28 protein-coding genes and 1 riboswitch are annotated in these 25,502 nt (G+C 48.7%); of the genes, 21 read left to right on the top strand and 7 right to left on the bottom strand.

The genetic code is table 11. From position 1 onward, the window contains the following. Positions 1 to 64: 64 nt before the first annotated feature. A riboswitch (purine riboswitch) is annotated at positions 65 to 166 on the top strand. Between the two features lie 138 nt (positions 167 to 304). From MKY41_RS05750 to MKY41_RS05735, 4 genes are all read left to right on the top strand, one after another. Further along, positions 305 to 892, top strand: a complete 588-nt coding sequence (locus MKY41_RS05750) for a xanthine phosphoribosyltransferase (RefSeq protein WP_340744132.1) — start codon at positions 305 to 307, stop codon at positions 890 to 892. Then, positions 889 to 2,199, top strand: coding sequence for a nucleobase:cation symporter-2 family protein (locus tag MKY41_RS05745; RefSeq protein WP_340744131.1), 1,311 nt, complete (start codon positions 889 to 891; stop codon positions 2,197 to 2,199). Before MKY41_RS05750 ends, MKY41_RS05745 begins: the two co-directional genes overlap by 4 nt. A gap of 139 nt (positions 2,200 to 2,338) precedes the next feature. Continuing rightward, complete coding sequence (gene hprK, locus MKY41_RS05740) at positions 2,339 to 3,271, top strand: HPr(Ser) kinase/phosphatase (protein WP_340744130.1); 933 nt, start codon at positions 2,339 to 2,341, stop codon at positions 3,269 to 3,271. Positions 3,272 to 4,028: 757 nt separating this feature from the next. Then, positions 4,029 to 4,604, top strand: a complete 576-nt coding sequence (locus MKY41_RS05735; protein ID WP_340744129.1) for a GNAT family N-acetyltransferase — start codon at positions 4,029 to 4,031, stop codon at positions 4,602 to 4,604. A gap of 446 nt (positions 4,605 to 5,050) precedes the next feature. Here MKY41_RS05735 and MKY41_RS05730 read toward each other — a convergent pair whose 3' ends face one another. After that, positions 5,051 to 6,031 carry an LCP family protein gene (locus MKY41_RS05730; RefSeq protein WP_340744128.1) on the bottom strand — a complete coding sequence of 327 codons (981 nt, stop codon included), beginning with the start codon at positions 6,029 to 6,031 and terminating at the stop codon, positions 5,051 to 5,053. A 231-nt stretch (positions 6,032 to 6,262) separates the two neighbouring features. On the opposite strand from MKY41_RS05730, the gene MKY41_RS05725 reads away from it, so the two are divergent. After that, positions 6,263 to 6,595: a hypothetical protein gene (locus MKY41_RS05725; protein ID WP_340744127.1), complete on the top strand. Its 333-nt coding sequence runs from the start codon at positions 6,263 to 6,265 to the stop codon at positions 6,593 to 6,595. 338 nt (positions 6,596 to 6,933) lie between these two features. Here MKY41_RS05725 and MKY41_RS05720 read toward each other — a convergent pair whose 3' ends face one another. The 5 genes from MKY41_RS05720 to MKY41_RS05700 form a co-directional block, all read right to left on the bottom strand. Then, the gene (locus MKY41_RS05720; RefSeq protein WP_340744126.1) at positions 6,934 to 7,725 is read right to left on the bottom strand and encodes an ABC transporter permease; all 792 of its coding nucleotides are present in this window, start codon (positions 7,723 to 7,725) and stop codon (positions 6,934 to 6,936) included. Positions 7,726 to 7,732: 7 nt separating this feature from the next. Continuing rightward, complete coding sequence (locus tag MKY41_RS05715) at positions 7,733 to 8,500, bottom strand: ABC transporter ATP-binding protein (protein WP_340744125.1); 768 nt, start codon at positions 8,498 to 8,500, stop codon at positions 7,733 to 7,735. A gap of 5 nt (positions 8,501 to 8,505) precedes the next feature. Then, complete coding sequence (locus MKY41_RS05710; protein WP_340744124.1) at positions 8,506 to 9,591, bottom strand: ABC transporter substrate-binding protein; 1,086 nt, start codon at positions 9,589 to 9,591, stop codon at positions 8,506 to 8,508. Positions 9,592 to 9,790: 199 nt separating this feature from the next. After that, a complete protein-coding gene (locus MKY41_RS05705) occupies positions 9,791 to 10,063 on the bottom strand; it encodes a hypothetical protein (protein WP_340744123.1) in 273 nt (90 codons plus the stop codon). Positions 10,064 to 10,176: 113 nt separating this feature from the next. Continuing rightward, the gene (locus tag MKY41_RS05700; RefSeq protein WP_340744122.1) at positions 10,177 to 11,079 is read right to left on the bottom strand and encodes an aldo/keto reductase; all 903 of its coding nucleotides are present in this window, start codon (positions 11,077 to 11,079) and stop codon (positions 10,177 to 10,179) included. An 81-nt stretch (positions 11,080 to 11,160) separates the two neighbouring features. On the opposite strand from MKY41_RS05700, the gene MKY41_RS05695 reads away from it, so the two are divergent. The 12 genes from MKY41_RS05695 (at position 11,161) to MKY41_RS05640 (ending at position 21,676) form a co-directional block, all read left to right on the top strand. Then, positions 11,161 to 11,706, top strand: a complete 546-nt coding sequence (locus MKY41_RS05695) for an NUDIX hydrolase (protein ID WP_340744121.1) — start codon at positions 11,161 to 11,163, stop codon at positions 11,704 to 11,706. 55 nt (positions 11,707 to 11,761) lie between these two features. After that, the gene (locus MKY41_RS05690) at positions 11,762 to 12,277 is read left to right on the top strand and encodes a hypothetical protein (RefSeq protein WP_340744120.1); all 516 of its coding nucleotides are present in this window, start codon (positions 11,762 to 11,764) and stop codon (positions 12,275 to 12,277) included. An 84-nt stretch (positions 12,278 to 12,361) separates the two neighbouring features. Then, positions 12,362 to 12,829: a ferric iron uptake transcriptional regulator gene (gene fur / locus MKY41_RS05685; protein ID WP_340744119.1), complete on the top strand. Its 468-nt coding sequence runs from the start codon at positions 12,362 to 12,364 to the stop codon at positions 12,827 to 12,829. A 94-nt stretch (positions 12,830 to 12,923) separates the two neighbouring features. Further along, positions 12,924 to 13,823: a site-specific tyrosine recombinase XerD gene (xerD, locus tag MKY41_RS05680; protein WP_340744118.1), complete on the top strand. Its 900-nt coding sequence runs from the start codon at positions 12,924 to 12,926 to the stop codon at positions 13,821 to 13,823. A gap of 37 nt (positions 13,824 to 13,860) precedes the next feature. Then, the gene (deoB, locus tag MKY41_RS05675) at positions 13,861 to 15,054 is read left to right on the top strand and encodes a phosphopentomutase (RefSeq protein ID WP_340744117.1); all 1,194 of its coding nucleotides are present in this window, start codon (positions 13,861 to 13,863) and stop codon (positions 15,052 to 15,054) included. Next, entirely contained in the window at positions 15,054 to 16,367 is a 1,314-nt protein-coding gene (locus MKY41_RS05670; RefSeq protein ID WP_340744116.1) for a pyrimidine-nucleoside phosphorylase, read from the top strand. Before deoB ends, MKY41_RS05670 begins: the two co-directional genes overlap by 1 nt. Positions 16,368 to 16,670: 303 nt before the next feature. Then, positions 16,671 to 17,024, top strand: coding sequence for an STAS domain-containing protein (locus MKY41_RS05665; protein WP_340744115.1), 354 nt, complete (start codon positions 16,671 to 16,673; stop codon positions 17,022 to 17,024). Beyond that, positions 17,014 to 17,460, top strand: a complete 447-nt coding sequence (gene spoIIAB / locus MKY41_RS05660; RefSeq protein ID WP_041074452.1) for an anti-sigma F factor — start codon at positions 17,014 to 17,016, stop codon at positions 17,458 to 17,460. Before MKY41_RS05665 ends, spoIIAB begins: the two co-directional genes overlap by 11 nt. Before the next feature lie 3 nt (positions 17,461 to 17,463). Beyond that, entirely contained in the window at positions 17,464 to 18,252 is a 789-nt protein-coding gene (locus tag MKY41_RS05655; RefSeq protein WP_340744114.1) for a SigF/SigG family RNA polymerase sporulation sigma factor, read from the top strand. Between the two features lie 4 nt (positions 18,253 to 18,256). Beyond that, positions 18,257 to 19,705, top strand: a complete 1,449-nt coding sequence (locus MKY41_RS05650) for a spore germination protein (protein WP_340744113.1) — start codon at positions 18,257 to 18,259, stop codon at positions 19,703 to 19,705. Positions 19,706 to 19,775: 70 nt separating this feature from the next. Next, a complete protein-coding gene (gene lysA / locus MKY41_RS05645) occupies positions 19,776 to 21,104 on the top strand; it encodes a diaminopimelate decarboxylase (protein ID WP_340744112.1) in 1,329 nt (442 codons plus the stop codon). Positions 21,105 to 21,241: 137 nt separating this feature from the next. Beyond that, positions 21,242 to 21,676 carry a GNAT family N-acetyltransferase gene (locus MKY41_RS05640; protein WP_340744111.1) on the top strand — a complete coding sequence of 145 codons (435 nt, stop codon included), beginning with the start codon at positions 21,242 to 21,244 and terminating at the stop codon, positions 21,674 to 21,676. Here the strand turns inward: MKY41_RS05640 and MKY41_RS05635 are convergent. Continuing rightward, the gene (locus MKY41_RS05635) at positions 21,673 to 22,182 is read right to left on the bottom strand and encodes a DUF309 domain-containing protein (protein WP_340744110.1); all 510 of its coding nucleotides are present in this window, start codon (positions 22,180 to 22,182) and stop codon (positions 21,673 to 21,675) included. The genes MKY41_RS05640 and MKY41_RS05635 overlap by 4 nt on opposite strands. 54 nt (positions 22,183 to 22,236) lie before the next feature. Here MKY41_RS05635 and MKY41_RS05630 point away from each other — a divergent pair, with 54 nt between their 5' ends. The 4 genes from MKY41_RS05630 (at position 22,237) to MKY41_RS05615 (ending at position 25,443) form a co-directional block, all read left to right on the top strand. Further along, positions 22,237 to 22,986, top strand: coding sequence for a segregation/condensation protein A (locus MKY41_RS05630; RefSeq protein WP_340744109.1), 750 nt, complete (start codon positions 22,237 to 22,239; stop codon positions 22,984 to 22,986). A gap of 2 nt (positions 22,987 to 22,988) precedes the next feature. Next, positions 22,989 to 23,597: an SMC-Scp complex subunit ScpB gene (scpB, locus tag MKY41_RS05625; protein ID WP_340744108.1), complete on the top strand. Its 609-nt coding sequence runs from the start codon at positions 22,989 to 22,991 to the stop codon at positions 23,595 to 23,597. Then, positions 23,594 to 24,598: a D-alanyl-D-alanine carboxypeptidase family protein gene (locus MKY41_RS05620; RefSeq protein WP_340744107.1), complete on the top strand. Its 1,005-nt coding sequence runs from the start codon at positions 23,594 to 23,596 to the stop codon at positions 24,596 to 24,598. Before scpB ends, MKY41_RS05620 begins: the two co-directional genes overlap by 4 nt. A gap of 113 nt (positions 24,599 to 24,711) precedes the next feature. Next, positions 24,712 to 25,443, top strand: coding sequence for a pseudouridine synthase (locus tag MKY41_RS05615; protein WP_340744106.1), 732 nt, complete (start codon positions 24,712 to 24,714; stop codon positions 25,441 to 25,443). The last annotated feature ends 59 nt before the right edge of the window (positions 25,444 to 25,502 follow it).

The raw sequence follows: 25,502 nt of genomic DNA, 5'->3' as shown, positions 1-25,502 counted from the left end.
TAAACCGAATCTTTTTATATTTTTGGAGTGGTTGAAAAATGAATCCCACATGATATACTAAACTCATTCTTGAATAGCTTGACCTCATATAATCGCGGGAATATGGCCCGCCAGTTTCTACCGATCCGCCGTAAACGGATTGACTATGAGAAGCAACAATTAGGAAGATCGTCCTTCGATATGCGGGAACGTTCTTTTCTTTTTCATCTGACGATTCGGCTCGGGTGATGTTGTTCCACTCATGGGTATGTCTGGAGCAATATCGTCCGGGCTTTTTTATTTATTTTCATAGGGAGGACTCATCGTGAAGTTGTTGAAAGACAGAATTCAGCAGGATGGTAACGTGTTGTCGAAAGAAGTGCTGAAAGTGGATTCGTTTTTGAATCATCAGATCGATCCGGAACTGATGCAGGCGATCGGGAAGGAATTTGCGGACCGGTTCATGGACGCGGGGATCACTAAAATCGTAACGATTGAATCATCGGGGATTGCACCATCCACGATGGCAGGGCTGTATCTTGGCGTGCCGGTCATCTTTGCAAGGAAGCGAAAGTCCTTGACATTGGTGGACGATTTGTACACGGCAAGCGTCCGTTCATTCACGAAGCAAGAGACGAATGACATTTCTGTCTCGAAAGACTTTTTGACGAATGAGGATACGGTATTGTTGATTGACGATTTTTTGGCAAACGGCCAGGCGGCGCTTGGCTTGCTGGATATCGTGGAACAGGCAGGGGCCCGGTTGGCGGGTGTCGGCATTGTCATCGAGAAAGGATTCCAACCGGGCGGTGCGCTCATTCGCGAGCAGGGGATCCGGCTGGAGTCATTGGCCATTGTGGAATCGCTTGAGAATGGACAAGTGACATTTGCTGAGGAGGTACCATCTCGATGAAATCGACGTTATTAGGATTTCAACATCTTCTCGCGATGTACGCGGGGGCTGTGCTCGTTCCGTTGATCGTCGGGGGGGCTATCGGGTTGGATGCGAAACAATTGACGTATCTCGTGTCCATTGATATTCTCATGTGCGGTGTGGCGACATTCCTTCAGATCATGACGAACCGCTTCGTCGGAATCGGTCTGCCGGTCGTCCTCGGTTGTACATTTACCGCGGTCGGTCCGATGATTTCTATTGGTGATAAATACGGCATTTCCTCTATTTATGGCGCCATCATTGCGTCCGGTTTAATTATCGTCATCATCAGCAAGTTTTTCGGAAGTCTTGTCCGCTTTTTCCCGCCGGTCGTAACGGGTTCTGTCGTGACGATTATCGGGTTGACATTGATCCCGGTCGCTCTCAATAATATGGGCGGCGGCATGGACGCCCCCGATTTCGGTTCATGGCAAAACATCGCTTTGTCATTCGGAACGCTTCTAATGATCGTTTTAATATATCGTTTCACAAAAGGGTTTCTTCGTTCGATCTCCATCTTGCTCGGAATGGTAGCGGGAACGATTGCGGGTATCTTCATGAATGTCGTTGATTTTGCACCGGTAAAAGACGCAGATCTCTTCCATATGGTACAGCCTTTTTACTTGGCGACCCCAACATTCGATCTGCTGCCAATCATTACGATGACTCTCGTTGCCATGGTATCACTTGTCGAATCGACAGGCGTGTATTTCGCACTTGGCGACATTTGTGAAAAAGATCTAAAGCAGAAAGACTTGGAAAAAGGATACCGTGCAGAAGGGTTGGCTTCCGTCATTGGCGGGATTTTCAGTGCTTTCCCGTACACAACTTTCTCCCAGAACGTCGGGTTGATTCAGATGTCGGGTGTGAAATCCCGCAGAGTCATCGCGATTACGGCAGGCATGCTGATTTTGCTTGGTTTCATGCCGAAGATTGCGGCACTTGCCATCATCATCCCTACTTCGGTCCTTGGCGGAGCGATGGTTGCCATGTTCGGAATGGTCGTTGTACAAGGTATTAAGATGTTGAGCAAGGTCGTTGCGGATTCCCAAGACAATGCCATGATCATCGCTTGTTCGGTTGGTCTCGGCCTTGGTGTTTCGGTCGTGCCTAAATTGTTTGCCGGCCTTCCCGAGAGCTTCCAGATTTTAACGAGCAACGGGATTGTTGCGGGCAGTTCGGTGGCCATCGTCCTCAATATCATTTTCAATATGTTGCCTTCCAAAAAGAGGAAGGAAAGAGAACAGAAAGAAGCAGCAGTCCTGTTGGCAAAACAGGAAGCATGACAAGGTTAGCACCAAGACCGGGGACTTTCCGGCCTTGGTGTTTTTTGATGCTAATATCCGTTATGAATCTGTGGAACGCATGCTATACTATAGGGATACGTCACCATGTGAATTTTCGAATGAAAGAGGGTGGACCTTGGTGATAACATTGACAGTGGCCGATATCGTTCGCCAGTTTCCGGTGGAAGTGCTGGTCGGCGAAGACCATCTACACCGCGTCCTGAAAAAAACGAAGGTGAGACGGCCGGGCCTGGAGTTCTTGGACAAATTTGATTTTATTGCGAAAGATCACGTCCAAATACTCGGAAAGAATGAAATCAATTACTTGCATACGCTTTCCGATGAAGAGTGCAAATTGCGCATTCAAAATATCGTTTATTATGATCCGCCATGCATCATCATCACATCACAGCAGGAGGAGCCGCTCGGGCTTCGCCAGTTTTGTACGGAGGAGAATATCCCGGTTCTTCGGACGCCGGATTCGACAACCGAAATGAGCGCGAAATTGGATGCCTACGTTGTGAAGGCGATGGCACCCGAGATTGCGATCCATGGGGTCTGTGTCAACGTTGCGGGGATCGGTGTTTTATTACGCGGCAAGTCGGGCGTCGGGAAGAGCGAGACAGCCCATATCCTGATCGGGCGGGGGCATCGGCTTGTAGCCGACGATATCGTCGTGTTGAAGAAGCTGAGCCCGCAAACATTGCTCGGTACCCATGATGAAAAAAATAAGGAATTTCTTGCCCTGCGCAGTATCGGACTGCTGAATGTCGTACGGCTCTACGGACGGGCCGCTTTCCAGGAAGAGACCCGCATCGCGCTCGATATCGAGCTGACGGAGTGGCAGGAGAATAGCTTGAACAATGAATTGGAAGTTGATACGAAGTACAAGACATACTTGGATGTGCCTGTTCCGCATATCCAAATCCAATTGCAGCCGGGGCGTGATGTCGCCGGTCTGATTGAGGCAGCCGCAAATAACTGGTATTTGCAGCAGCAAGGCTATAGCGCTGCGGAGGAGTTCATGAAACGGCTGGAGTCGGAATTTGCGAAAGACGAAAACAAGCAATGAAAAAGAGAGGGGCCCATGGGTTCTCTTTTCGCGTTCAAAACAGAAAATAGTAAAACAAATAGGGTATGAAATCACAACCGATTTCGTACCCTTTTTTTATTATATTGAACGAACTAAAGAAACGGATATTTCCAAACCGTCAATTTACATGCCTTAAAAAAAGAAGGACATATGGTGTTCTTACTGAATTGAATCAATTTGAATTTTCTTTTGATATGTATTGTGATATCCAGTCTTATTTTTCATTTTTTAATGTTGAATTGCCCTATTACAAAACGAACGTCTATATTTTCCTTAATTAAATTTTCAAACGTAGTATCTTCAAGATATTTTTGAAACCATTGATATTCCTCAAGAAATCTAATATTCTTCTCTCTATTTGTTCTTCTGTAACATTTTTTGTAAAGGGGAAAAGCAAGTTACCTATTAAACCTAAAAGCTCAAATAGAGTTCCCATTTATCACATATCCCCATAAGTTGTACGATTAGGTTTCTTTCTGTTGTGTCTCAACTTTTGCACCGACAAAATTAGCACTAGCTGTTGACGGGCTTTCACACTGAACGTATCAATTAGGCATTTTGACAGCCTTGATAAAAAATGATTAAACACCCCGTTCTTTAGTATAGTGAGATTGTCGAGTGTTAAAATATAATTAGACTGTGAATTAATTTTATAGAAATATTTTTAATCACAAAGCCTTGTTCGACTAACGGGGTAGGACACTGAAAAAGTAATATAAAATGAGGGGAAGTTTATATGACTAAAGATGCTGGTATATTTCCTGTGCTTGAGACTAAAAGATTAGTGTTAAGAAAAGTTACAAAAGAGGATGCGAACAGTATTTTGAAATATCTGTCTGATGAAGAGGTAATGAAATATTATGGACTAGAACCTTTTAAATCAATTAACGATGCGTTAGATGAGATATCATGGTATCAGTCAATACAAAACGACAAAACGGGTATTAGATGGGGAATCACTTTAAAAGAGCAAGGAATTGTTATTGGCAGTTGCGGTTTTCATAACTATGTTTCGCAGCATTTCCGTGCAGAAATAGGCTTTGAATTGAGTAAAGCACAGTGGGGGAAAGGCATAGCAACTGAAGCGGTTGAAGCTATAATAAGTTACGGATATGAACATATGAATTTTCAACGACTAGAAGCATTAATCGAGCCGCCTAATCTCTCATCACAAAAGTTAGTAGAAAAATTAGGTTTTACTAGAGAAGGATTATTAAGGAATTATGAGTTTACAAATGGGAAATTCGATGATTTATATATGTATTCTTTGTTGAAGCAAGACTTTGATAAAATCAAGCCACAGTATATTTAGTGCTTTAATGCAAAATTCACCAATTAAAAACAAATGACGAGCACCTAAGGCCGCTTGAAGCTCGCGAACTTAACCCGGCGTATGAGATGGAAGGCCCCCGTGAAGGATGTTCCGTACAGATCAATCAGGAATAAGCCAAAACCGCTTGATCACACGCCCGCTCTGCCCCTGGTAGCTTAAACCCAATTGCCCCTTGGCCCGTTGGAAGCAGGTCTTAACCTGCCAGCGATGGCTATAGCAGGCGGGCGGGAACTGTTCAACCGTCGCCGCCCCCATTACAAATCCTTTGTTCGTTTTATATAAATAATTTAAAGTGATAAAAAACCGTTTACTAAGATAATAAAAAGGCAGGGCGAATTCATAAAAGAATTCCCCTGCTTTTTTGCTTTTTTATAAGATTTCATCAGTTCTGCTCCCCAATAGAAGGGGTGCGGAACCTTTCTTTTCTATTGCTCATCTGAAGTCGACGTGTTTTCCGCAGTTTCATTGGACCCTTTCAAAAACGCGTTCAAAGCATCGATATTTTGTTGAAAATCGATGTCCAGTACATCTCCGACATTTGTTTCGAGATCCCGGAAGGAACTGTCGACAGGGATACGGAGTGTCTCGATGCCGCTCGACTTTTTGTCAAGCAGTCCTTTTCCGATCGACAGCATCGTCATCTTATCGACATTTGTATCGATATACGCTTCCGCGGCTCCGAGCAGTTTCGGCAAGTTCATGATATTGTGCATCCCGACCGCTTCCTCCTTGAGCTTGGAGAGTGCTTCCTGTTGCCGTTCGACACGGCCGAAATCACTTTTCCGGTCATGTCGGAACCGGACATATCCCAATAATTCTTCCCCGTGCAATGTTTGTTGCCCCGGCTGCAACGTCATTCCAATCCCATGTTCCATTTTATACGGAATGTCGACCTCGATGCCATCGGGCGCCAAGATGTCGACCAGCTTTGGAAAGCCGTTAAAATCGACGATCGTATAATAATGGACATCGAGACCGAAGTTTTCCTTGATCGTCTGGCGGACGAGCTCCGGACCTCCCAAGGAGAAGGCTGCATTCATTTTCTGCTTGCCATAGCCGGGAATCTCGACATACGTGTCTCGCATGATCGAAATCAGTTTGAGGGCCCCCGTTTTTTGGGAATAATGGGCAACCATCAATGTGTCGGATCGCCCTCCGTTCTCATTGGCCCGGGCATCTGAACCGAGAAGGAGGACGTTGATTTCCCCATATTGCGGCTCCGGCCCTTCGAATAAATCAAATTCGGCGGATTGCTCTTTCAATGTGCTGTCGCTTGCCAATGTCTGTCCCTGCTTATATTGGTCGACCCAATAGAAAACGCCGATCCCTATTAACAAAGCGATTAGCAGGAAACTGATTCCTAGCCATTTCCTTTTCTTTCGCTTTTTAAATTGTTGTCTTTTCATTCTTACAACCACCATTCTCACTAAATGTCTTCTGGTCCCCTTGTATAAGACGAAGTAGGGACGAAAAAGTTTTTAAAATGATTGATTATCCGAAACACTTTTCTTTACAACCCTATCAAGAAATGTAATCGAATACAATCTAATTTTATTTGCAATCCTTGGTACTTATGTTTATTGGCAGCGGGGGAACGGGAAAACAGTCAAGGAGTGATGGGAAAGGGAGGAATCAGATTGAGACAAGCAGCGACTTTGGAGGAACTGGTGGAATTTGCGGAGCAGGAGTCCGAGGGCCAGCGAGTAGGCCATACGTACATCAATCAATCCGATTGGATCAAGGAGGAGACGGTCCTGACCGACGAAGATACAGGGGGTGCCCTGCCGCTCCAACTGATTCGGCTCATCGTCCAAAGTGCCAAGCACACAATCTATTATGAATATCCTTTCAGTGAACCAGCGGAATTGGAAGACATGAACTACCAACTGGACCCCGTTTTTACACTGTTCCCAAGAGTAGTGCTCAATCGGGAGGAAATGGAACAGAAGATGGAAGAATGCCAGAAATGAAAAACATGGGACTGTCCAATAAGTCAGTGAGAAACTGGCTTAATCGGATAGCCCCATTCTTTTAGGTTATGCTAGGAAAATCGTTCAGGAACGGCGTGACTCCTGTGGGAGTAGCGTCAGCCGAAGATCCCGGAGGGCGCGAAGCCGTAACGCAGAACGGCTATTGCGCCAAAAAGCGCAGCGTTTGGCAGCACAGGATGCCTTAATTTCCGCAAAGTGCGCGGAAATACGGCAAATCGAACCCTTCGCTGTTCGATTGGACTTAAACGACGCCCACGGAAAGGGAGCCTTCCTGAACGATTTTTCCGGGTTTCAGGACAGCTGTATATTTCATATTGTCATTTCCAAGGCAAGAGCTTGTTTTCCAACCATTGCAAGAGCCGGTTGAATGTCAAGCCGAGGATGGATAGGACGAGAACGCCTACCATCAATTTGGAAGTAATCATGAGATTTCCGTAATGCAGTACCATGGAACCGATCCCGCTTTGCGCCGCGATCATTTCCGCTGCGACCAAAAGGAGCAGGGAAGTCCCGGCTGCCAGCTTCAAACCGGCGAAGATCATCGGTAAGGCACCGGGCAGGATCACTTTCCGGATGACATTGAAATGGTTGGACCCAAAGGTGATCGCTGCTTTGATCAAAATTTGATCGACGTTCCGCACCCCGGAATAGGTATTGATGACGACCGGGAAAAATACGCCTAGCGCGATGATGGTCACTTTGGACAGTTCGCCGATTCCAAGCCACAGAACGAACAATGGCAATAAGGCGATTTTAGGAATTGGATACAAAGAGTAGACGATGGGCGTCCCGATAGCATCCACCCATTTTGAGAATCCGAGCAGAAGGCCGACGATGATGCCGACCGTGGAACCGATTAGATAGCCGATTCCGATCCGGTACAGACTCGGGCCCAGGTTTCTCATGATTTCCCCGCTGACGAGCATATCCCAGCCCGTCGTTACAATTGCCGACGGAGCGGGAAGAAAAAGTGGGGAAACGATTTTCAGGCTACACACGATTTCCCAAAGGACGATCAAGCCGACGAGCCCGAGTACGGAAGCGTAGATCGGGACCTTTTTTTCTAAAAAGGCAACTCGGTTAGTGATGGTTTTTTTCTGATGTGCCATCGAATTTTCACTCCTTTAAGGCTTCGACGGCATCATGGCGGATCATTTGCCAGATTTCTTCTGAATACCGTTCAAATTGTTCCCGATGTTGTTCTTCACCTCTGCCCATTTTAGGCAAATCGATAGGGATGATGCTCTTGATGCGACCGGGATGTCTCGATAACACGATGACGCGGTCGGCCAAATAGACCGCCTCCTGGATGTTATGCGTGACATATAGTGTGCTCAGCTGGGTCCGATTCCAGATGGTCAGCAATTCTTCCTGCATCAGCGTCCGTGTTTGGGCATCCAGAGCGGAGAATGGTTCGTCCATGAGCAGCAAGTCCGGCTCGACCGCCAATGCCCGACCGATTCCGACCCGCTGCTTCATACCGCCGGAGAGTTGCTTCGGATAAGCATCCTTGAAATCCGTCAAACCGACCATGTCGATGTAATAGTCTGCTTTTTCCTTGATCTCCTGTTTGCTGACCTTCCGTTCCTCCAGCCCGTAAATGACGTTCTGATAAACCGTCCGCCATGGAAAGAGCGCAATCTCTTGGAAGACGATCGCCAAATTCGGATCCTTCTCGATTCCTTCAAAATAGACCGACCCGGTAGTAGGGGATAATAATCCCCCCACAATGTTGAGAAGGGTCGACTTTCCGCATCCGCTTGGGCCGACCAGGACGACAAACTCCTTCTCGTGGATGGTAAAATTAATATTCTCCAAGGCTGTTGTAACTTCTTTCTTGGTGCTGGTAAATGTCTTTCCGACATCATCGATGACAATCTTCATCTAGATCACTTCCCTAAGTCTTGCAGAGCTTCTTCCAACAGTTCTGTGTTGACGATTTCACTTGGATCAATAGAGTCGACCAATTTTTCCTTCACATACCAATCGACCTGTGTCTGGATATCAGTGTCGAGAAGCTTTCCGTCCCGGTCCATATAAGGAAGTCCCAATTTGATGAGTTCTGGCTCTTGGTCGGTATATTTCGCGATGATTTCGACCACTTCATCATAGTTTTCTCCCGGAACGATTTCATCGTCTTCTTTTGTTAAGACGGCATCATAATAATAGCGCGTCGCTTTCGCATAGGCTTTCAGGAACTTGACAGCTGTTTCTTTATCATCAGCGAATGCTTGGGAGAAGAAGATTCCGGAAGTTTGGTAATCCATTTCATCCCCGACTTGGGCGATGACTTTTCCATAGCCTTCCTTCACGACACGCGATACGTTCGGTTCGTTTAATAGGACAGCATCCACCTGTTTGCTTTGCAACGTCTCCATCAATCCCGGAATACTGTTCACCGGTACCAATTCGACATCAGCTGTTGTCAAACCATGCAATTCAAGCAGTTGGCCCGCCATATAGTGGTATGTCGAACCTGTTTGCGTGATTCCAATTTTTTTGCCTTTCAAATCTCCGATTGAAGCCACATCCGAATCGCTCGGGACCAATACAGCAGTGGATGAATAGCCTGCCTGCTCCCGGCCCTTATCCGCGACAATCAATAACTTCTCTCCGCCAGCCACCATATTATAGAGGCTCGCCGTAATTCCGGTCGCACCGACATCGATATCTCCACTCGTTGTGGCAACTGAAATAGGCTGGGCCGCTTCAAACCACTTCTCCTGTGCATCGATGCCTTCTTCCGCGAAGAAGCCTTTCTCCAATGCGATGAATAAAGGAGCGGAGCTCGTCAGTTTGAGCATTCCGATATCCACCTTTTTGTTCTCGGCGGATGAGCTTTCCTCCGGAGTACCCTCCGATTTTTGGGCATCCCCTGTCGAAGCGGAATCCGATCCTGCATCTTTCCCGCATGCTGCTAAGGCGAATGCCAACAGGATGACGGAAAAAAGTGCAAACCAAAACTTTCTTCTCATTTTTGTTTCCCTCCATCTATGTAGTCAGTGAGATTCTATTCTTTCTATGACCAACGGTTCTAGTCATCTGGACACTCACCTCTATTAGAATACCATAAAACATTGTAAAAATTGTTGGATAGTTTGAATTGATTGTCGAATGAAGGAACAGGAAAAAGGTCGGAGAGCATTCTGCATCTCCGACCTTTTGCTAGTTGTATTATGGAGTCGTATCTGTTGTAGTGTCTCCATCCGGCGTGGCGTCGGGCGTCGTTGTCGTGCCCCCATCCGGTGTTGTAGTTGTATCCTCATTCATGTCCATGTCGATATCCGTATCTGTGCCGTCATCCACCTCAGCCGGCGGATTATCGACATTTACGTCGACGTCATCCGGATCATTATCGTCTGCACAAGCAGCAAGCATGCTTACTGATAATATAGTGGCGGCTCCGAGTTTTAGCCATCTTTTATTTTCCCATTTTGTTAGTTTCAATGAAATCTCCTCCGTAAATAAAATGATTTTCGAGGTGCTACTTACTGGTTACCCTGGACGACACCCTTTCAATCATTACACTTACATGTCAGAAATGTTTCAAATCAATTAAGCTATAGGCGATGCTCCTGATATTTGTTGGCACGGACATGTTGTATGGCTGCTTCCATCATCTGTGCATCGACCGGTTTTTGGTAGGCTATGATGGAGTCTTGAAGCTGTTCCTTTGTCCGGGCACCGATCAGTGCGGTGGCCACGGTTTCGTCTTGCAGCGCGAATGCGATGGCGATAGCATGCAGATCGGCGGAGACTGTAGACAAAGAAGCGATGGTTTGTTGCAAGCTAGTCGAATCATAGTCAAGGAACCCGTCCATTTTCCGGGCTCTTGCCAATCCTTCGTCCGTCAACAGGCCTTTTGCGAGCGCCCCCCGTGCAATGACGGAAGCGCCCCGTTCCTGGATCATTGGCAACCATTCTTCCGGTCTGCGATCCAGCAGACTATATTGCATCATGACCGAAACGGCCGAACTGCCATCAAGGAAACGTTTGATGACGGTCGGGCGTATGGAAGAAATCCCATAGTGACGAATCAAGCCCTCTTTTTTTAAACTTTCAAACGCCTCGATCGTTTCCTCGGCATTGTCCTCCATCGTTCCGCCATGTAGTTGATACAGATCGATATAGTCGGTACCGAGCCGCCGTAGACTGTCTTTCACCGCACTGACGATATGCCGTTTCGTCGGATCCCAAGTCCAACCGTCGCCGTCCGGGTTCAGTCGGTTTCCGACTTTCGTCGCCAAGATAATATCCTCCCGTCTGTTTTTCAGCGCATAGCCGACGAGTTCTTCATTTTTTCCACCATCGTATAGATCGGCTGTGTCGAAAAAGTTAATGCCGGCATCGAGAGCGGCATCGATGATCAGTTTGGATTCCTGTAAGTCGTCAGGCAACGACATGCAGCCCAACCCCAATTCTGATACGGTCAAACCGCTATGGCCCAGTTCTCTTTGATTCAAGTAAATGCACCTCCCGTTTCTTCCATGGTACAATGCGCATATGGTAAATGAAAGAACTCCGCAATCGAAAGGATGAAGGATTTGGATACATATGAGGAAAAAACGGTAACGGGGGAGACGTTGTATGAAGGGAAGGTCATCACGCTCCGGGTAGAGGAAGTAGAGTTGCCGGATGGTAAGCGGACAGCACGTGAATTGATCCGTCACCCGGGCGCAGTGGCCATCCTAGCCATCACGTCCGAAGGCAAACTGGTATTCGTCGAACAATATCGGAAGGCGCTCGAGCGGTCGCTTATTGAAATCCCCGCAGGAAAAATCGATGCCGGGGAAGCCCCTGAAGTGACGGCGATCCGTGAATTGGAGGAAGAGACGGGCTATGGCGCCCGCGAATTTATTTTTATCCAGTCCTTTGCCACCTCTCCGGGATTTGCGGATGAAGTGATCCATCTTTACTTGGCGAGGGATTTATATCCGATTGATAATCCGGCAGCGGGGGATGAGGATGAATTTATCAATATAATGGAAGTATCGCTTGCCGAAGCGGAGGAAATGATGACCAACGGTTCGATTTTTGACGCCAAAACGGCATTCGCTGTCTTCTATGCAAAAAATCTATTGAATACATGACCTATTTTCGGCCGGACAAGCATATGTTGTACAAACTATGCGGAGGTGCAGGCCTATGGTCCGTTCATTGTCATTCATCCATCTATTCGTCATACTAGCGGTCGGGTATATCGGAGGGGCGCTGTTGTTCCGCGAGATTCCTTCCGAAGCGGTGGAGAGATGGATCGCCTTTTACGATGCGAGGGTCGTCGGGGGGCAGAATGCGGGAGTGATCAGGCCGATCGGTGCTCTTGTGTTCTTCTATACACTGGCTTATATTTTCTCAAGAATCCGGCAAACTCGCCCCTTGGTTTTATTCACAGGGGCTTTGAAAAGTGTTTTTTTCGGTCTGGCCTCGTCCTATTTGCTCGGTTCGGGGATGAAGATGCTTGACTATACGATCTGGTGGTTCCCTTTCCAGTTCATCTCCTGCTTCCTGTTTTTATTGTATTGCGCGGTGCTCAGTCCTCCTTATTTTATGCGGCCGACGATCGGAAAAAGACGCAATCCGCGTGCCTTGCCGATCTTGTTAATTTTGTCTGCTGTCGTATTGGCTTCTGAAATGGTCATCTTCTATTTGATTCTTCGATAGGTTCCGAATAGGAGGCCATTTCCTTTCGGTTGTCATACGGAAAGCCCTTTTGATATAATGAAGTCAGTTTGAGGGGGGCGTCGTATGGAGAGCCGGATCGATCGTATAAAGAAACAACTGCATGGGGCCAGCTATAAGTTGACGCCTCAACGGGAAGCGACTGTGAGAGTGCTCCTGGAGTATGAGGAGGACCATCTTAGCGCGGAGGATGTTTTCCTGCTAGTGAAGGAAAAAGCGCCGGAGATCGGTCTTGCTACTGTGTATCGTACATTGGAATTGCTGACAGATCTTAAAATAGTCGATAAAATCAATTTTGGGGACGGGGTTTCCCGTTATGACCTTCGGCAAGAAGGGGCTGCCCACTTCCATCACCATCTGATCTGCATCGAATGCGGAACGGTAGATGAAATCCAGGAAGACCTCCTGGGAGAAGTGGAAAAAGTCGTGGAAAGCCGTTTTGAATTTGCCGTAAAAGACCATTGGCTGACATTCCATGGCATCTGCAAAAGATGCCGGTCCGATAAGGAAGAACAGGAAGATAAGGAAGAGTAAGGAAAAGGGATGGCGTGCGCTATCCCTTTTGTCATTTGATGAAAGGGGGAAGGGGCATGGGTACATACTATAAAGGGGAAAATCCCCGACTACGATGAAAGACGCCCGCTTTGCACTTGAAGATTACATCCATTTTCTGCAGGTGGAACGCCAGCTTTCATCTAATACGATTAGTTCTTATCGACGGGATTTGACCGATTATATCCAATCGATGGAAGACGCTGGACACCCATCCATCAATAAGGTGGACCGAACGGCGATCATCGGCCATCTGCAACGATTAAAAATGGAAGGAAAATCGGCCAGGACGATATCCCGGCATATTTCGTCGATTCGGTCTTTTCATCAATTCCTATTGCGGGACCAGGTGACGGACCAGGATCCGACGGTCCATCTTGAATTGCCGAAGATTGAACAGAAGTTGCCACGGGTCCTATCGATAGATGAGATCGATCGGCTGATCCAAGCACCGGATGCCGCCACATTGCAAGGGAAACGGGATGTGGCTCTCTTGGAGTTATTATACGGAACCGGCATGCGGGTCAGCGAGTTAATCGGGCTGGATATGCAGGACATCCATTTATCGATGGGGTTTGTCCGTGTTTTCGGCAAGGGAGGGAAAGAGCGGATCATCCCGCTAGGCCGGAGTGCCATCCAAGCGGTGCAATGCTATGTGGAGGAAGTGCGTCCGCGATTCACAGAGAAGCAGAGGAATGTGGAGGCTTTATTCGTCAATATGCAAGGTTCGCGGCTGACCCGGCAAGGATGTTGGAAGATTTTGAAGGGGCATGCCCAAAAAGCGGGTATACAAAAAGAACTGACGCCTCACATCTTGCGGCATTCCTTCGCAACGCATCTCATTGAAAACGGGGCTGATCTGCGGGCGGTCCAGGAAATGCTCGGCCATGCGGATATTTCCACGACACAAATCTATACGCATGTCAGTAAATCCCGCTTGAAGGAAGTGTATGTGAAATTTCATCCGCGTGCGTAACACAAGTAAGGCGCAATGAAAATGGGAGGGACAACAAATGGGTATACATCGGTTTCAACGGGTTCATCTGATTGTGTTGGATTCAGTAGGCATCGGGGAAGCGCCCGACGCGCATCTTTTCGGCGATGAGGGAGCTCATACGCTAGGCCATATCGCAGAAGTGATGGATGGGCTGGAAATGCCGAATATGGCGCATCTCGGCTTGGGGAATATTGCGGACATCCAAGGGATTGCCCCCGAAGCGGATCCGCGCGGCTTTTACACGAAGATGCAGGAAGCTTCTGTCGGGAAAGATACGATGACCGGCCATTGGGAGATCATGGGGCTCCGGATCGATCAACCGTTCAAAGTGTATCCGGATGGGTTCCCGCTGGAGCTGATTGAAGAGCTGGAACGGCGGACTGGCCGGAAAGTGATCGGCAATAAACCCGCGAGCGGGACCGCCATCATCGAGGAACTCGGACAAGAGCATATGGAAACAGGAGCGCTTATCGTCTATACGTCCGCCGATCCGGTTCTTCAGATCGCGGCGCATGAAGACATCATCCCGATTGAGGAACAATACCGGATATGTGAAATCGCCCGGGAACTGACATTGCAGCCCGAATTCTTGGTTGGTCGTGTCATCGCAAGGCCATTTATCGGGGAACCGGGGCATTTCATCCGGACGACCAATCGCCATGACTATGCGTTGAAGCCGTTTGGGCGCACCGTCATGGAAGAGCTGAAAGATGCAGGCCACGATGTCATTGCGATCGGAAAGATTTCGGATATTTATAATGGTGCTGGTGTGACGGAATCGGTGCGGACGGTCAGCAATATGGACGGTGTCGATAAATTGCTCGATGTCATGAAAAGGGATTTCAACGGCATCAGTTTCGTCAATTTGGTGGATTTTGACGCTTTGTTCGGCCACCGACGCGATCCGGTCGGATATGGAGAGGCGTTGCAGGAATTCGATCGCCGGTTGCCTGAAATTGTCGAAGCCATGGAAGCGGACGACTTGCTCATCATTACTGCGGATCATGGCAATGACCCGGTGCACGCCGGAACGGACCATACCCGGGAATATGTGCCGCTTCTCGTTTATTCACCTTCGATTTCTAAAGGCGGGGCCTTACCGTTGCGGGAAACATTCTCGGATATCGGCGCCACGATTGCAGAAAACTTCGGTGTGAAAATGCCGGAACACGGTATAAGTTTTTTAGGTTTGATTGAAGAAGAGGTGTGATGGATTTGGTCAGAATGGTGGATTTGATTGCGAAAAAGAGGAATGGGGAGCAGCTTTCCGAGCAGGAGATCCGGTTTTTCATCGCTGGCTATACAGCTGGAACGATTCCGGATTACCAGGTAAGCGCGTTGCTGATGGCGATTTATTTCAAGGGGATGACTGCGGGGGAGCAAGGGAGTTTGACAATGGCGATGGCAGAGTCCGGGGATCAGATCGACCTGAGTTCGATTGAGGGGATTAAAGTCGATAAGCACTCCACGGGCGGTGTGGGGGACACAACGAGTCTTATTTTGATTCCCTTGGTGGCGGCATGCGGTGTCCCGGTTGCTAAGATGAGCGGTCGGGGACTCGGCCATACGGGCGGGACGATCGATAAACTGGAGGCCATCGCGGGGTTCCATACAGAGTTGACTGAAGCGCAATTTGTTCGCCAAGTGAATGACATCCAGCTCGCCGTCATGGGGCAGAGCGGCAATTTGACTCCGGCAGATAAGAAACTGTATGCGCTGCGCGATGTAACGGCGACAGTGGACAGTATCCCGTTGATCGCGAGCTCGATCATGAGCAAGAAGATTGCGGCGGGAGCGGATGCCATCGTCCTGGATGTGAAAACGGGAAATGGCGCTTTCATGAAGACAGAGGAAGACTCGGTTGCCTTGGCGGAAGCGATGGTTGAAATCGGCCGTCAAACCGGCAGACAGACAATGGCAGTCATTTCTGATATGAGCCAGCCGCTCGGCTATGCAATCGGCAATGCGTTGGAAGTGGCGGAAGCAATTGAAACGCTGAGAGGGGAAGGGCCGGCGGACTTGACGGAATTATGTCTCGTCCTAGGCAGCCGGATGGTCGTGGCCGGCGGGAAGGCAGCAACTATCGAGGAGGCGCGCGCCAAATTGGAGCTGGTAATGCGTGACGGTTCCGCTTTGGAACGGTTCGAAAGACTGATTGAGGCGCAAGGGGGCGACCCGGCTATCGTCGGGAGCCCGGCATTGCTGCCGTCCGCTTCCTTTCAAATCGAAGTGCCGTCGCCGGCTTCCGGATTCGTTGTACATATGGATGCGGACAGCCTTGGAGTGGCCGCCATGTTGCTCGGCGCCGGCCGGGCGACAAAAGAGGATGTCATTGATCTGGCAGTCGGCCTTGTTTTGAAGAAAAAGACCGGGGATCCGGTGAAGCAGGGCGAACCGCTTGCTGTTATCCATGCTAATAACGAAGACGTTCAGCAGTCCTTGGCCATGATCCAGCAACATATCCAAATTGGCACATCCCGGGTCGATCCTCCGCCGTTGATTGGAAGATTAATCGGTGGATGATGAAAGAGTTGCAGAATGTGAAATTCGAGTTATATTCGGTTCTCCGGCACAGCGCCGTAAATAGTTTACACATATCCCTGTTCATCGGTAATTTCCGGTGGACAGGGATTTTGTTTTTTATTCGCGCAGTTGGTGGGAAACTTTGGCGGGGATGTGTAAATCCTTAACACATTGTACATACTTCCAACGTAAGTGAAACTTGTCGGAAAATGGGAACCTTCCACTTTTCCTGACTAGTTCTGTAATGTAAAAGGATTCGGCCCGTCCTGTGTGGAATAATCCGCAAGTAAGGAGGGGTTCAGCATGGCAAAGATGGAACTTGTCGACAACGGAATATTAGTAGTGTCATTACATGGTGAATTGGATAATCATGAGGCCAATCGGATTCGCACTCATATTTCATCTTCCATATTCACCGGGCAGGCGAGAGCTGTCGTTTGGGATTTGAATGGGCTTGGATTCATGGACAGTGCGGGAATTGGCCTGATTCTCGGCAGGATGAGAGATTTGGCTCCTCTTGGCGGAGAAACGCTTATTTTGAATCCATCCCCGACGATGGAAAAGATATTTAATTTTTCCGGTCTAGGTCCATATATTAGACATTGTACGGTCGCTCAGGCGATCGGGGAAATCGGAGGGGTCTTACATGAACAATGAAATGAAATTATCGTTTGTCGCAATTGAAGAGAACGAAGCACTGGCCCGGATGGCGCTCACTTGTTTCATCACTCCGCTCGATCCGACCATCGAGGAGATCTCCGAGTTCAAAACGATTGTGTCGGAAGCGGTGACGAATGCCATCATCCATGGATATGAATGCGATGGGACGAGCTTCGTCGAAATTCATGCCCAGATCGAGGATCATACTGTGAAGATGACGGTGAGCGACACCGGAACCGGCATCTTTGATGTGGATCAGGCGATGGAGCCGATGTTCACGACCCGGCCGCAAATGGAGCGGTCCGGTATGGGGTTCACCATCATGGAAAGCTTTTCCGACAGCTTGTCTGTCGAGTCTGAAATGGGAAGAGGAACAGTAGTTAGGTTCGAGAAAACGTTTTCTCCGGTAACGGAAGCAAGCAGAACGAGGTGACGTATGGACCTATCTGTTGATAAGCAGGACGTATTATTATCTCAAGAGAAAATGAGAGAGCTGATCCAAGCGTCTCAAGCAGGCGATAAAGAGGCGAGACGGCTCATGGTCGAAGGCAACACGAGGCTTGTCTGGTCCATTGTCCAGCGCTTTGCTTCGCGGGGAGCAGACCTCGAGGATTTATTCCAAATCGGCTGCATCGGCCTGATGAAATCCATTGATAAATTCGACCTTTCGTTTGATGTGAAGTTTTCGACTTACGCTGTCCCGATGATCGTCGGGGAGATCCAGCGGTTTTTACGGGATGACGGCATGGTGAAAGTGAGCCGTTCCATCCGGGAGCTAAGCTTCAAAATCCGTCATGCGACCGATGATTACGTTAAGAAGCATGGAAAATCCCCTTCCATTTCGGAAATTGCCGAAGTGCTCGAAGTCCCGATCGATGATGTCATCCTCGCGTCCGATGCCTTACGGGATCCGGCATCGCTTCATGAGCAACTCTATGAAAGCGAAGGGGACAGTCTCACGTTGATGGACCAGCTGCGGGACAACCGATCGGAGAAAGTGTTCGATCACATTCCTCTCCGGGACGTCATTTCCCGGTTAAGTAAACGGGACCAAACGATTATCTATATGCGTTATTACCTCGATTGCACCCAGAGCGACATCGCCGAGCGGATCGGCATTTCGCAAGTGCAAGTGTCACGGTTGGAAAAGAAAATCCTGGCCCAATTGAAAGCTTGGATGGGCGTCAACGCTGAAGAAAGTATCGAAAAAGTGAGGACGGAATGAAACCATGAATAAGATTTTCAACTCGATGACAGACGCAGAAACGTGGTTTACAGAACTTTTCGGAGACGGCGAATCGTTTGACGCGACCGCCCGGACATTGCATTTATGGGATGTCAAATCGTTGATATTATATATCAATGGATTAGTGGATGGTGATACGATTACCGCCTTGCTGACGGAAATGCAGTGGGGCAGTGAAGAGATGGAGAAGGAGAGGAATGGCGCTGAGCGCTTCCTCTCTTTCTTTCCCTACCACGCCGTTGCGGAAGCGCAAGATAAAAAGGGAATATTAGCCGCCGTCTTGAGTGGCCAAGTCGCTTTTATCACAGCGGAAGGTTTTGCTTTCACTATTGATGTCCGCTCTTATCCGGGGAGACAGCCGGAGGAGCCAGATAATGAAAAAGTAATCCGTGGTTCCCGTGATGGGTTCACGGAGAACATTTTGACGAATACAGCTTTGATCCGCCGGAGGATCCGCGTGCCGGACCTTCGCTTCGAAATGCATCATACGACTGTAAAAGGGAAAACGGACGTCGTGCTCGCTTTCATGAAAGGCGCCGCCAGCGAGGAGAACCTTGATTTCTTACGGAAACGGCTGGAGGAGATCTGCCATGACGGCTTGACGATGACGGACAAGTCCCTTGAGGAGTTTTTATTGAAACAGGGCTTTCATCCGATGCCTTTTGTCCGTTACACCGAACGTCCGGACATTTGTGCAGCTCATTTGTTGGAAGGCCATATTGCTATCATCGTGGATACCTCCCCTTCCGTAATCCTCGTGCCAGTCACTATTTTCCACCATTTACAACATGCAGAAGAGTATAGGCAAGCACCGTTGATCGGGACTTTTGTCCGACTCGTCCGTTTAATTGGTACGGCGTTCAGCCTTGTCTTGCTGCCGTTTTGGTACTTGTTGGCAAGCGAGCCGCGGTATTTGCCGGATAGTCTGAGCTATATCGGGCCGAATGACGTCGGGGAAGTCCCTTTGCTCGTCCAGTTGCTACTTGGGGATATCGGTATTGAAGTGCTCCGAATGGCCGCTATCCATACACCGACCCCAATGTCGACGGCGATGGGGCTCGTTGCGGCGATCGTTATCGGTCAAGTGGCCATCGACGTCGGTCTGTTTTCCCCGGAAGTTGTACTTTATGTGGCAGTCAGCGCCATTTTGACATTCGCCATTCCTTCTTATGAGTTGAGTATTACGACGAAAGTGTTCCGCTTATCCATCTTGGCATTGACAGCCATTTGGGGCGCGGCTGGCTTCTTCATGGGAATATTTATATTATTTTATTACCTCTGTACGCTCAAGCCGATGGGCATCCCTTATCTATGGCCGGCAACGCCATTTTTCCCGAAAGCGATGATGCGTATCCTGGTCCGTTTCCCGATGACAATCGATGCGCCAAGGCCTTTCATTACCGACGCTCCGAAACGAAATCGCATATCCTAGATTTGCGCATTGTCTTCCTTCTATGATAAAGTTTGGGTACGAGTTCTTTTAGATTTTGGAGGGAAACAGGATGCATTTCTACGGAACACAGTCGGTCAATGAGAAAGGCCATCTCACGATCGGGGGAGTCGATACGGTCGATCTTGCACAAATTTACGGAACACCATTAATTGTTTATGATGTCGCTTTGTTCCGTGAGCGCGCCCGGGCTTTCAAGGAAACATTCAAACATGCGGGTGTCCAAGCCCAAGTGGCGTATGCGAGTAAGGCTTTCTCATCCATCGCCATCTACGAAGTGGCCAAAGAGGAAGGCCTGTCGCTTGATGTCGTGTCGGGCGGAGAATTATATACAGCGGTGGCAGCCGGGTTTCCACGTGAACGGATCCATTTCCACGGGAACAATAAAAGCTTTACAGAATTGCAATATGCGTTCGATGAAAAAATAGGCTGTCTCGTCATAGATAACTTTTCTGAAATTGCATTAGTGAAAGAGATTGCGGAGTCCCGGGAAGAGAAGATGAACGTGCTGATCCGGGTGACGCCAGGCGTTCACGCCTCGACCCATGATTTCATCACGACAGGACAGGAAGACTCCAAATTCGGATTCGACTTGAAAAACGGACAGGCGGATGAAGCCTTCCGTCAATTGCAGGACCATTCGTATATCCAACTGCTTGGCATGCACTGTCATATCGGTTCCCAGATTTTCGAAACGGATGCGTTCCGATTGGCTGCGGAAGCGCTTATGGACAAGATGGTGGAGTGGCGTGATGAACATGGGTTTACATGCACCGTCTTGAATTTAGGTGGTGGTTTTGGCATCCGCTATACGGAAGAGGATCGTCCACTTCATCCTTCCGCCTATGTCGACGAAATGGCGAAAGTCGTCCTAACCATGACTCGAAATGCGAACTACCCGATGCCGGAAATTTGGATAGAGCCGGGCCGGTCGCTCATCGGGGACGCGGGTACGACGCTTTACACGGCGGGCAGCCGGAAAGAAGTGCCGAATACTCGAACGTATCTCGCTGTGGACGGCGGTATGTCAGACAACATCCGACCTGCATTGTACGGTGCAAAATATACGGCCATCACGGCAAACCGTGTGAATGAAGCCCATGAGGATAAAGTCACCATTGCCGGAAAATGCTGCGAGTCGGGTGACAAATTGATCGAAGAGGCGTTTCTGGCTTCCCCTACGGAAGGAGATATCGTCGCGATCTTCTGCACTGGGGCCTATAATTACTCCATGGCAAGCAACTACAATCGGCTTCCTAAGCCGGCGGTCGTCTTTTGCGAGAACGGGGAACATCGACTCGCCGTCCGTCGGGAGACTTATGAGGATCTCATCCGGCTGGATCTGTCGCTTCAAGCGATGGAACGAGGGGCAGTCAATTGAAAAAAAGGAATATCTTTCTCTTTTTGTTTATCCTGATCGCCGCCTGCCTTTGGGGGGCGGCGTACTGGTATTTCATCATGCCGCATCTTCAAACGCAGTGAATCCAGGCTTTCGCCAAGCGAAGAAGGGAAAGGTGAATGGCTTGCCATTGTGAGTCTTTGTCGATCGAATTGACGAAGGATTTTCAGAAAAGAAGGGATCATTTGATGCTTTTACGGTATAAGAAAACGTATGAAAAGATTGCTATGGGTTTGCTCTCCTACATGCCCGGTGATAAAAATGTGAAGAAATTGCAAGACTTGATCCATCAGTATGAAACGGATAGCCGCTGGCAATTGTATTTGCTGAAGGAAAATGAAGATTTCATCGGACTGATCGGGCTGCAAATGGATGAGGATGAGTATACGATCCAACATTTATCCGTCAATCCGTCCTTTCGTGGGGAAGGGATCGGGCAGGAGATGGTGAGGCGGGTCCGCGCCCAGTTTCCTGATAAAGTATGTCGGACCACCATGGAGACCGAATCCTTTATAGAAAAGTGTAATGAAAAAGAAGAAGGAGCAGAACATTAACGTCTGCCCTTCTTCTTTTCTTCGCGTTCCAGGAGAATATCGCTCCGATCCCGCAGCATATGTTTATAAATGACATCATCACTGTCGGCGGGGAGAAGGTCCATGGACGGCTTCGCCTCGTCGACAAGCTGTTGCAAGCGATCCGAAATGAGAATCGAAAACGGCTCGAAATCCGAACCTTGTTCCAACCGGACGACGCTCTGCCGGACATCCTGCAGCAGTCGGGAAAAGTCGATCTCCTCGGCAAACACCGGATGTTCATCGGGCAACGTCCGGAATTTGTCTTCGGCTTTCCGGATCGTCTTCAAAGCCCCTTCCTCGTTCCCGCGCCTCCAATGATAGAGTCCCGTGGCTAACAGGATATAGGCTGGCAATGGATGGGATTTGTTTCCGTCCGGAAGGGATTTCCAATATTCCTCCAACACTTCGTGGCATTCAAAATAATCTTGATTCCCATTGAAATACACAATAAACTTTACGAATAGTGGATGATGAAGTGGATGCATAGTATCATTCCTAACGTGTTCAATCTTGTATAACAGGCAGGTGGCGAGTACATAATGTCCTATAAAGTGAAACTGGAAGTCTTCGAAGGACCGCTGGATCTCCTTTTGCATTTGATCAACCGGCTGGAAATCGACATTTACGATATTCCGATGGCGGAATTGACAGCACAATACATAGAACATCTTCATGCTATGCGGGTCCTCCAATTGGACGAACTGAGCGAATATCTTGTACTTGCGGCAACATTGATCGAGATTAAGAGCAAGATGTTGCTGCCGGTCCATGAAGGGGAGGAACCTGATGGAGAGTTCGATTTTGAAATGGAACCCGATCCCCGCGATGAATTGGTAGCTCGATTGATCGAATACCGCAAATATAAAGAGGCGGCCATCAGCTTGAAAGAGTCCGCGGAGGAACGTTCTGGCCATTTCACGAAACCGCCCGAAGATTTGTCGGCGCTTGGTGAAATTAGTATTGGCGAATCCGAGGAACAATTAAACGTCTTCGACCTGATCGGGGCTTTCCAGAAAATGCTGGAACGTAAAAGATTGCGGGCGCCTCGTACGGCCAGTATAACAAGAAACGAGAAATCTGTCAGTGAGAAGATGGATGACATCATGGCGACCTTGGAAACGAGGGGAGGCCGTTGTGATTTCCATACCCTGTTCGAGGAAGGGGATGCACCTGGATTGGTCCTCACCTTTTTGTCATTATTGGAACTGATGAAAAGAAGGGATGTCATTGTGGAACAGCAGCAGAATTTTGACAGGCTGACGGTGTCGGTCCGCCGGGAGGATGTTTGAAAATGGACGTGGAAGATCGATTAGTTGGTATGGTGGAAAGCTTTTTATTTTTAATGGGGGATGAAGGATTGACCCGTTCCCAGTTAACGGTTTTGACCGATCGGAGAGAGGAAGAAATCGAGCGGGCATTGGAGAGCTTGCATGCAAGCTATGAAGAACGTCCGGATAGCGGCATTACGCTGAGAATATTCGGCGGTGCCTATCGGCTCGTCACGAAAGCGGAATTTGCCGATGATATGAAGCGGTTGCTCGAAAATCCTTCCCCTAAATCGATGACACAGGCTTCCTTGGAAGTGCTGGCCATCATTGCGTATAAGCAACCGGTGACGCGTGTGGAAATCGACGACTTGCGGGGCGTCAAATCGGAAGGTCCGATTCATACATTGATCGCCAAAGGATATATTATGGAGAAAGGGCGCTCGGAAGGAACCGGGCGGGCAATCCTTTATGGAACGACAGATCTGTTCCTGGACCGGTTCGGCCTACGTTCGATTGCCGATCTTCCGCCGCTTTTGCAAGGGGAGGAAGAGGAAACGGAAGATGCCGATCTGTTCATGAGCAAGTTCCAAGAAGCATTCTCGATGGAAGAGGAAGGAGAGACCGATTTTTGAAACGGGCACTTCTGTTGACCGTATGTTTCGCCTGGTTCATGCTGGGCAAGCCTGTGGATGCATCGGCTGCGCAAGCGTATGCGGTTATCGATGCGGAAACGGGACGCCTGCTGGATGGGCGCAATGAAGACACGCCATTGCCGATTGCCAGTTTGACGAAAATCTGGACCGCGTTCACGTATCTCGAAAGCGGCGTAGAGTCGGGTGAAATCACCATATCACCGGCGGCAGCTTCATCGGAAGGCTCCTCCATTTATTTAAAAAGTGGGACGGCCGTCCAGGATAAGACGTTGCTCTACGGGCTGATGCTGCGTTCGGGAAATGATGCCGCGCATGCGTTGGCGGAACATGCCGGTGGTTCGGTAGAGGGGTTTGTCCAGCTGATGCAGGAGAAAGCGATTCTCCACGGGTTGGATCGGACCGTATTTACGAACCCTTCCGGCCTGCATAATGAACAGCATCTTTCCACTGCGTATGAAACAGGACTGATGCTGCGCTACGCGATGGAAAATGAAACGTTCCGTGAAATCGCTACTACGAAGAAGCATGTGTACCAGAACGAGGAGAATACGTACCATTGGCAGAACAAACATCGGCTGCTCCATTCCGAGCCGACAGCGGTTGCCGGTAAGACGGGCTTCACGAAGGCGGCCGGCCGGACATTGGCCACCTATTTCGAGAAAGATCGAAAAAAAATCATCGTTGTGACATTGAATGATCCGGATGATTGGACCACCCATCTGGATTTGGCCGACAAGGCGTTTTCGACATATAAACGGGTCACCATCGCCAAAAAGGGTGTCTATAAAATCTTCCCGGGTGTACAAGCGGAATTGGAGGAACCGATCGAGCTACTGATGAAAAAAGGGGAGCAGGCAAAACTGTCGAATCTGGTCCAGATTCCACGCGGCAAACGTCCGACCGCCACGGGTATATGGACTGTGTCTTTCGACAATGAACCGATCGTAGCTACCGATGTGATTATCCGGCAGAAGCGTTGACAATCGAATAAGGTCCAAAGGAAAGGAAGACGACGGGATTCAGGTCGGTCTTCTTTTCATTTTACGCAAAGTGTGACATAATTTTTTTCAGTATGAAGGACGGGGTGACTCAGTTGGAAAGACTACAGAAAGTGCTGGCGCAAGCGGGCGTAGCATCACGAAGAAAATCTGAGCAATTGATATTGGATGGAAAAGTGAAAGTGAATGGCGTCAAAGTTACGGAACTCGGAACGAAAGTAACGAATTCGGATCGGGTGGAAGTAGAAGGCGTGGAACTCGTCAAAGAAAACTTTGTCTATTATCTACTTTATAAACCGCGCGGCTTCATTTCGACGGTCCATGATGAAAAAGGCCGAAAAACCGTGCTGGATCTTTTTCCGGAAGTCGAGGAGCGGATTTTCCCGGTCGGGCGTCTGGATTATGATACGTCAGGTATTATTATTTTGACAAATGATGGTGATTTTTCTTATTTGATGACTCATCCGAAATTCGGCATCAAGAAAAAGTATATTGCAAAAGTGAAAGGAATTCCGACCCGGGAATCGTTGCGCAAATTGGAACGAGGAATTGAGCTGGAGGACGGCAAGACGGCGCCTGCCCATGTAAAAATGCAGACTGTCGATAAGAAGGCCGGAACGGCGCTCATCGAAATTACGATTCATGAAGGTCGGAACCGTCAAGTGCGCCGGATGTTCGATGCAATCGGCCACCCGGTTTTAAAACTGCGCAGGGAGTCGTTCGCCATGCTGACGACGCACGGCTTGAATGCCGGGGAGTCCCGCCAGCTGACGACGCATGAGGTGAAGCAGTTGCGTGTTTTGGCCGAAACAGGAAAAATCGGATAACTCTCCCGGATTCGGCCGGTTAACATGAATGTGATTTATAAGTTAATTATTTCCTCAAA

It is taken from the genome of Sporosarcina sp. FSL W7-1349, from assembly GCF_038003045.1.
In the GTDB taxonomy this organism is placed as follows: domain Bacteria; phylum Bacillota; class Bacilli; order Bacillales_A; family Planococcaceae; genus Sporosarcina.
The sequence above is the reverse complement of the archived record's forward strand: the minus strand, read 5'-3'. Positions and strand labels throughout refer to the sequence as shown.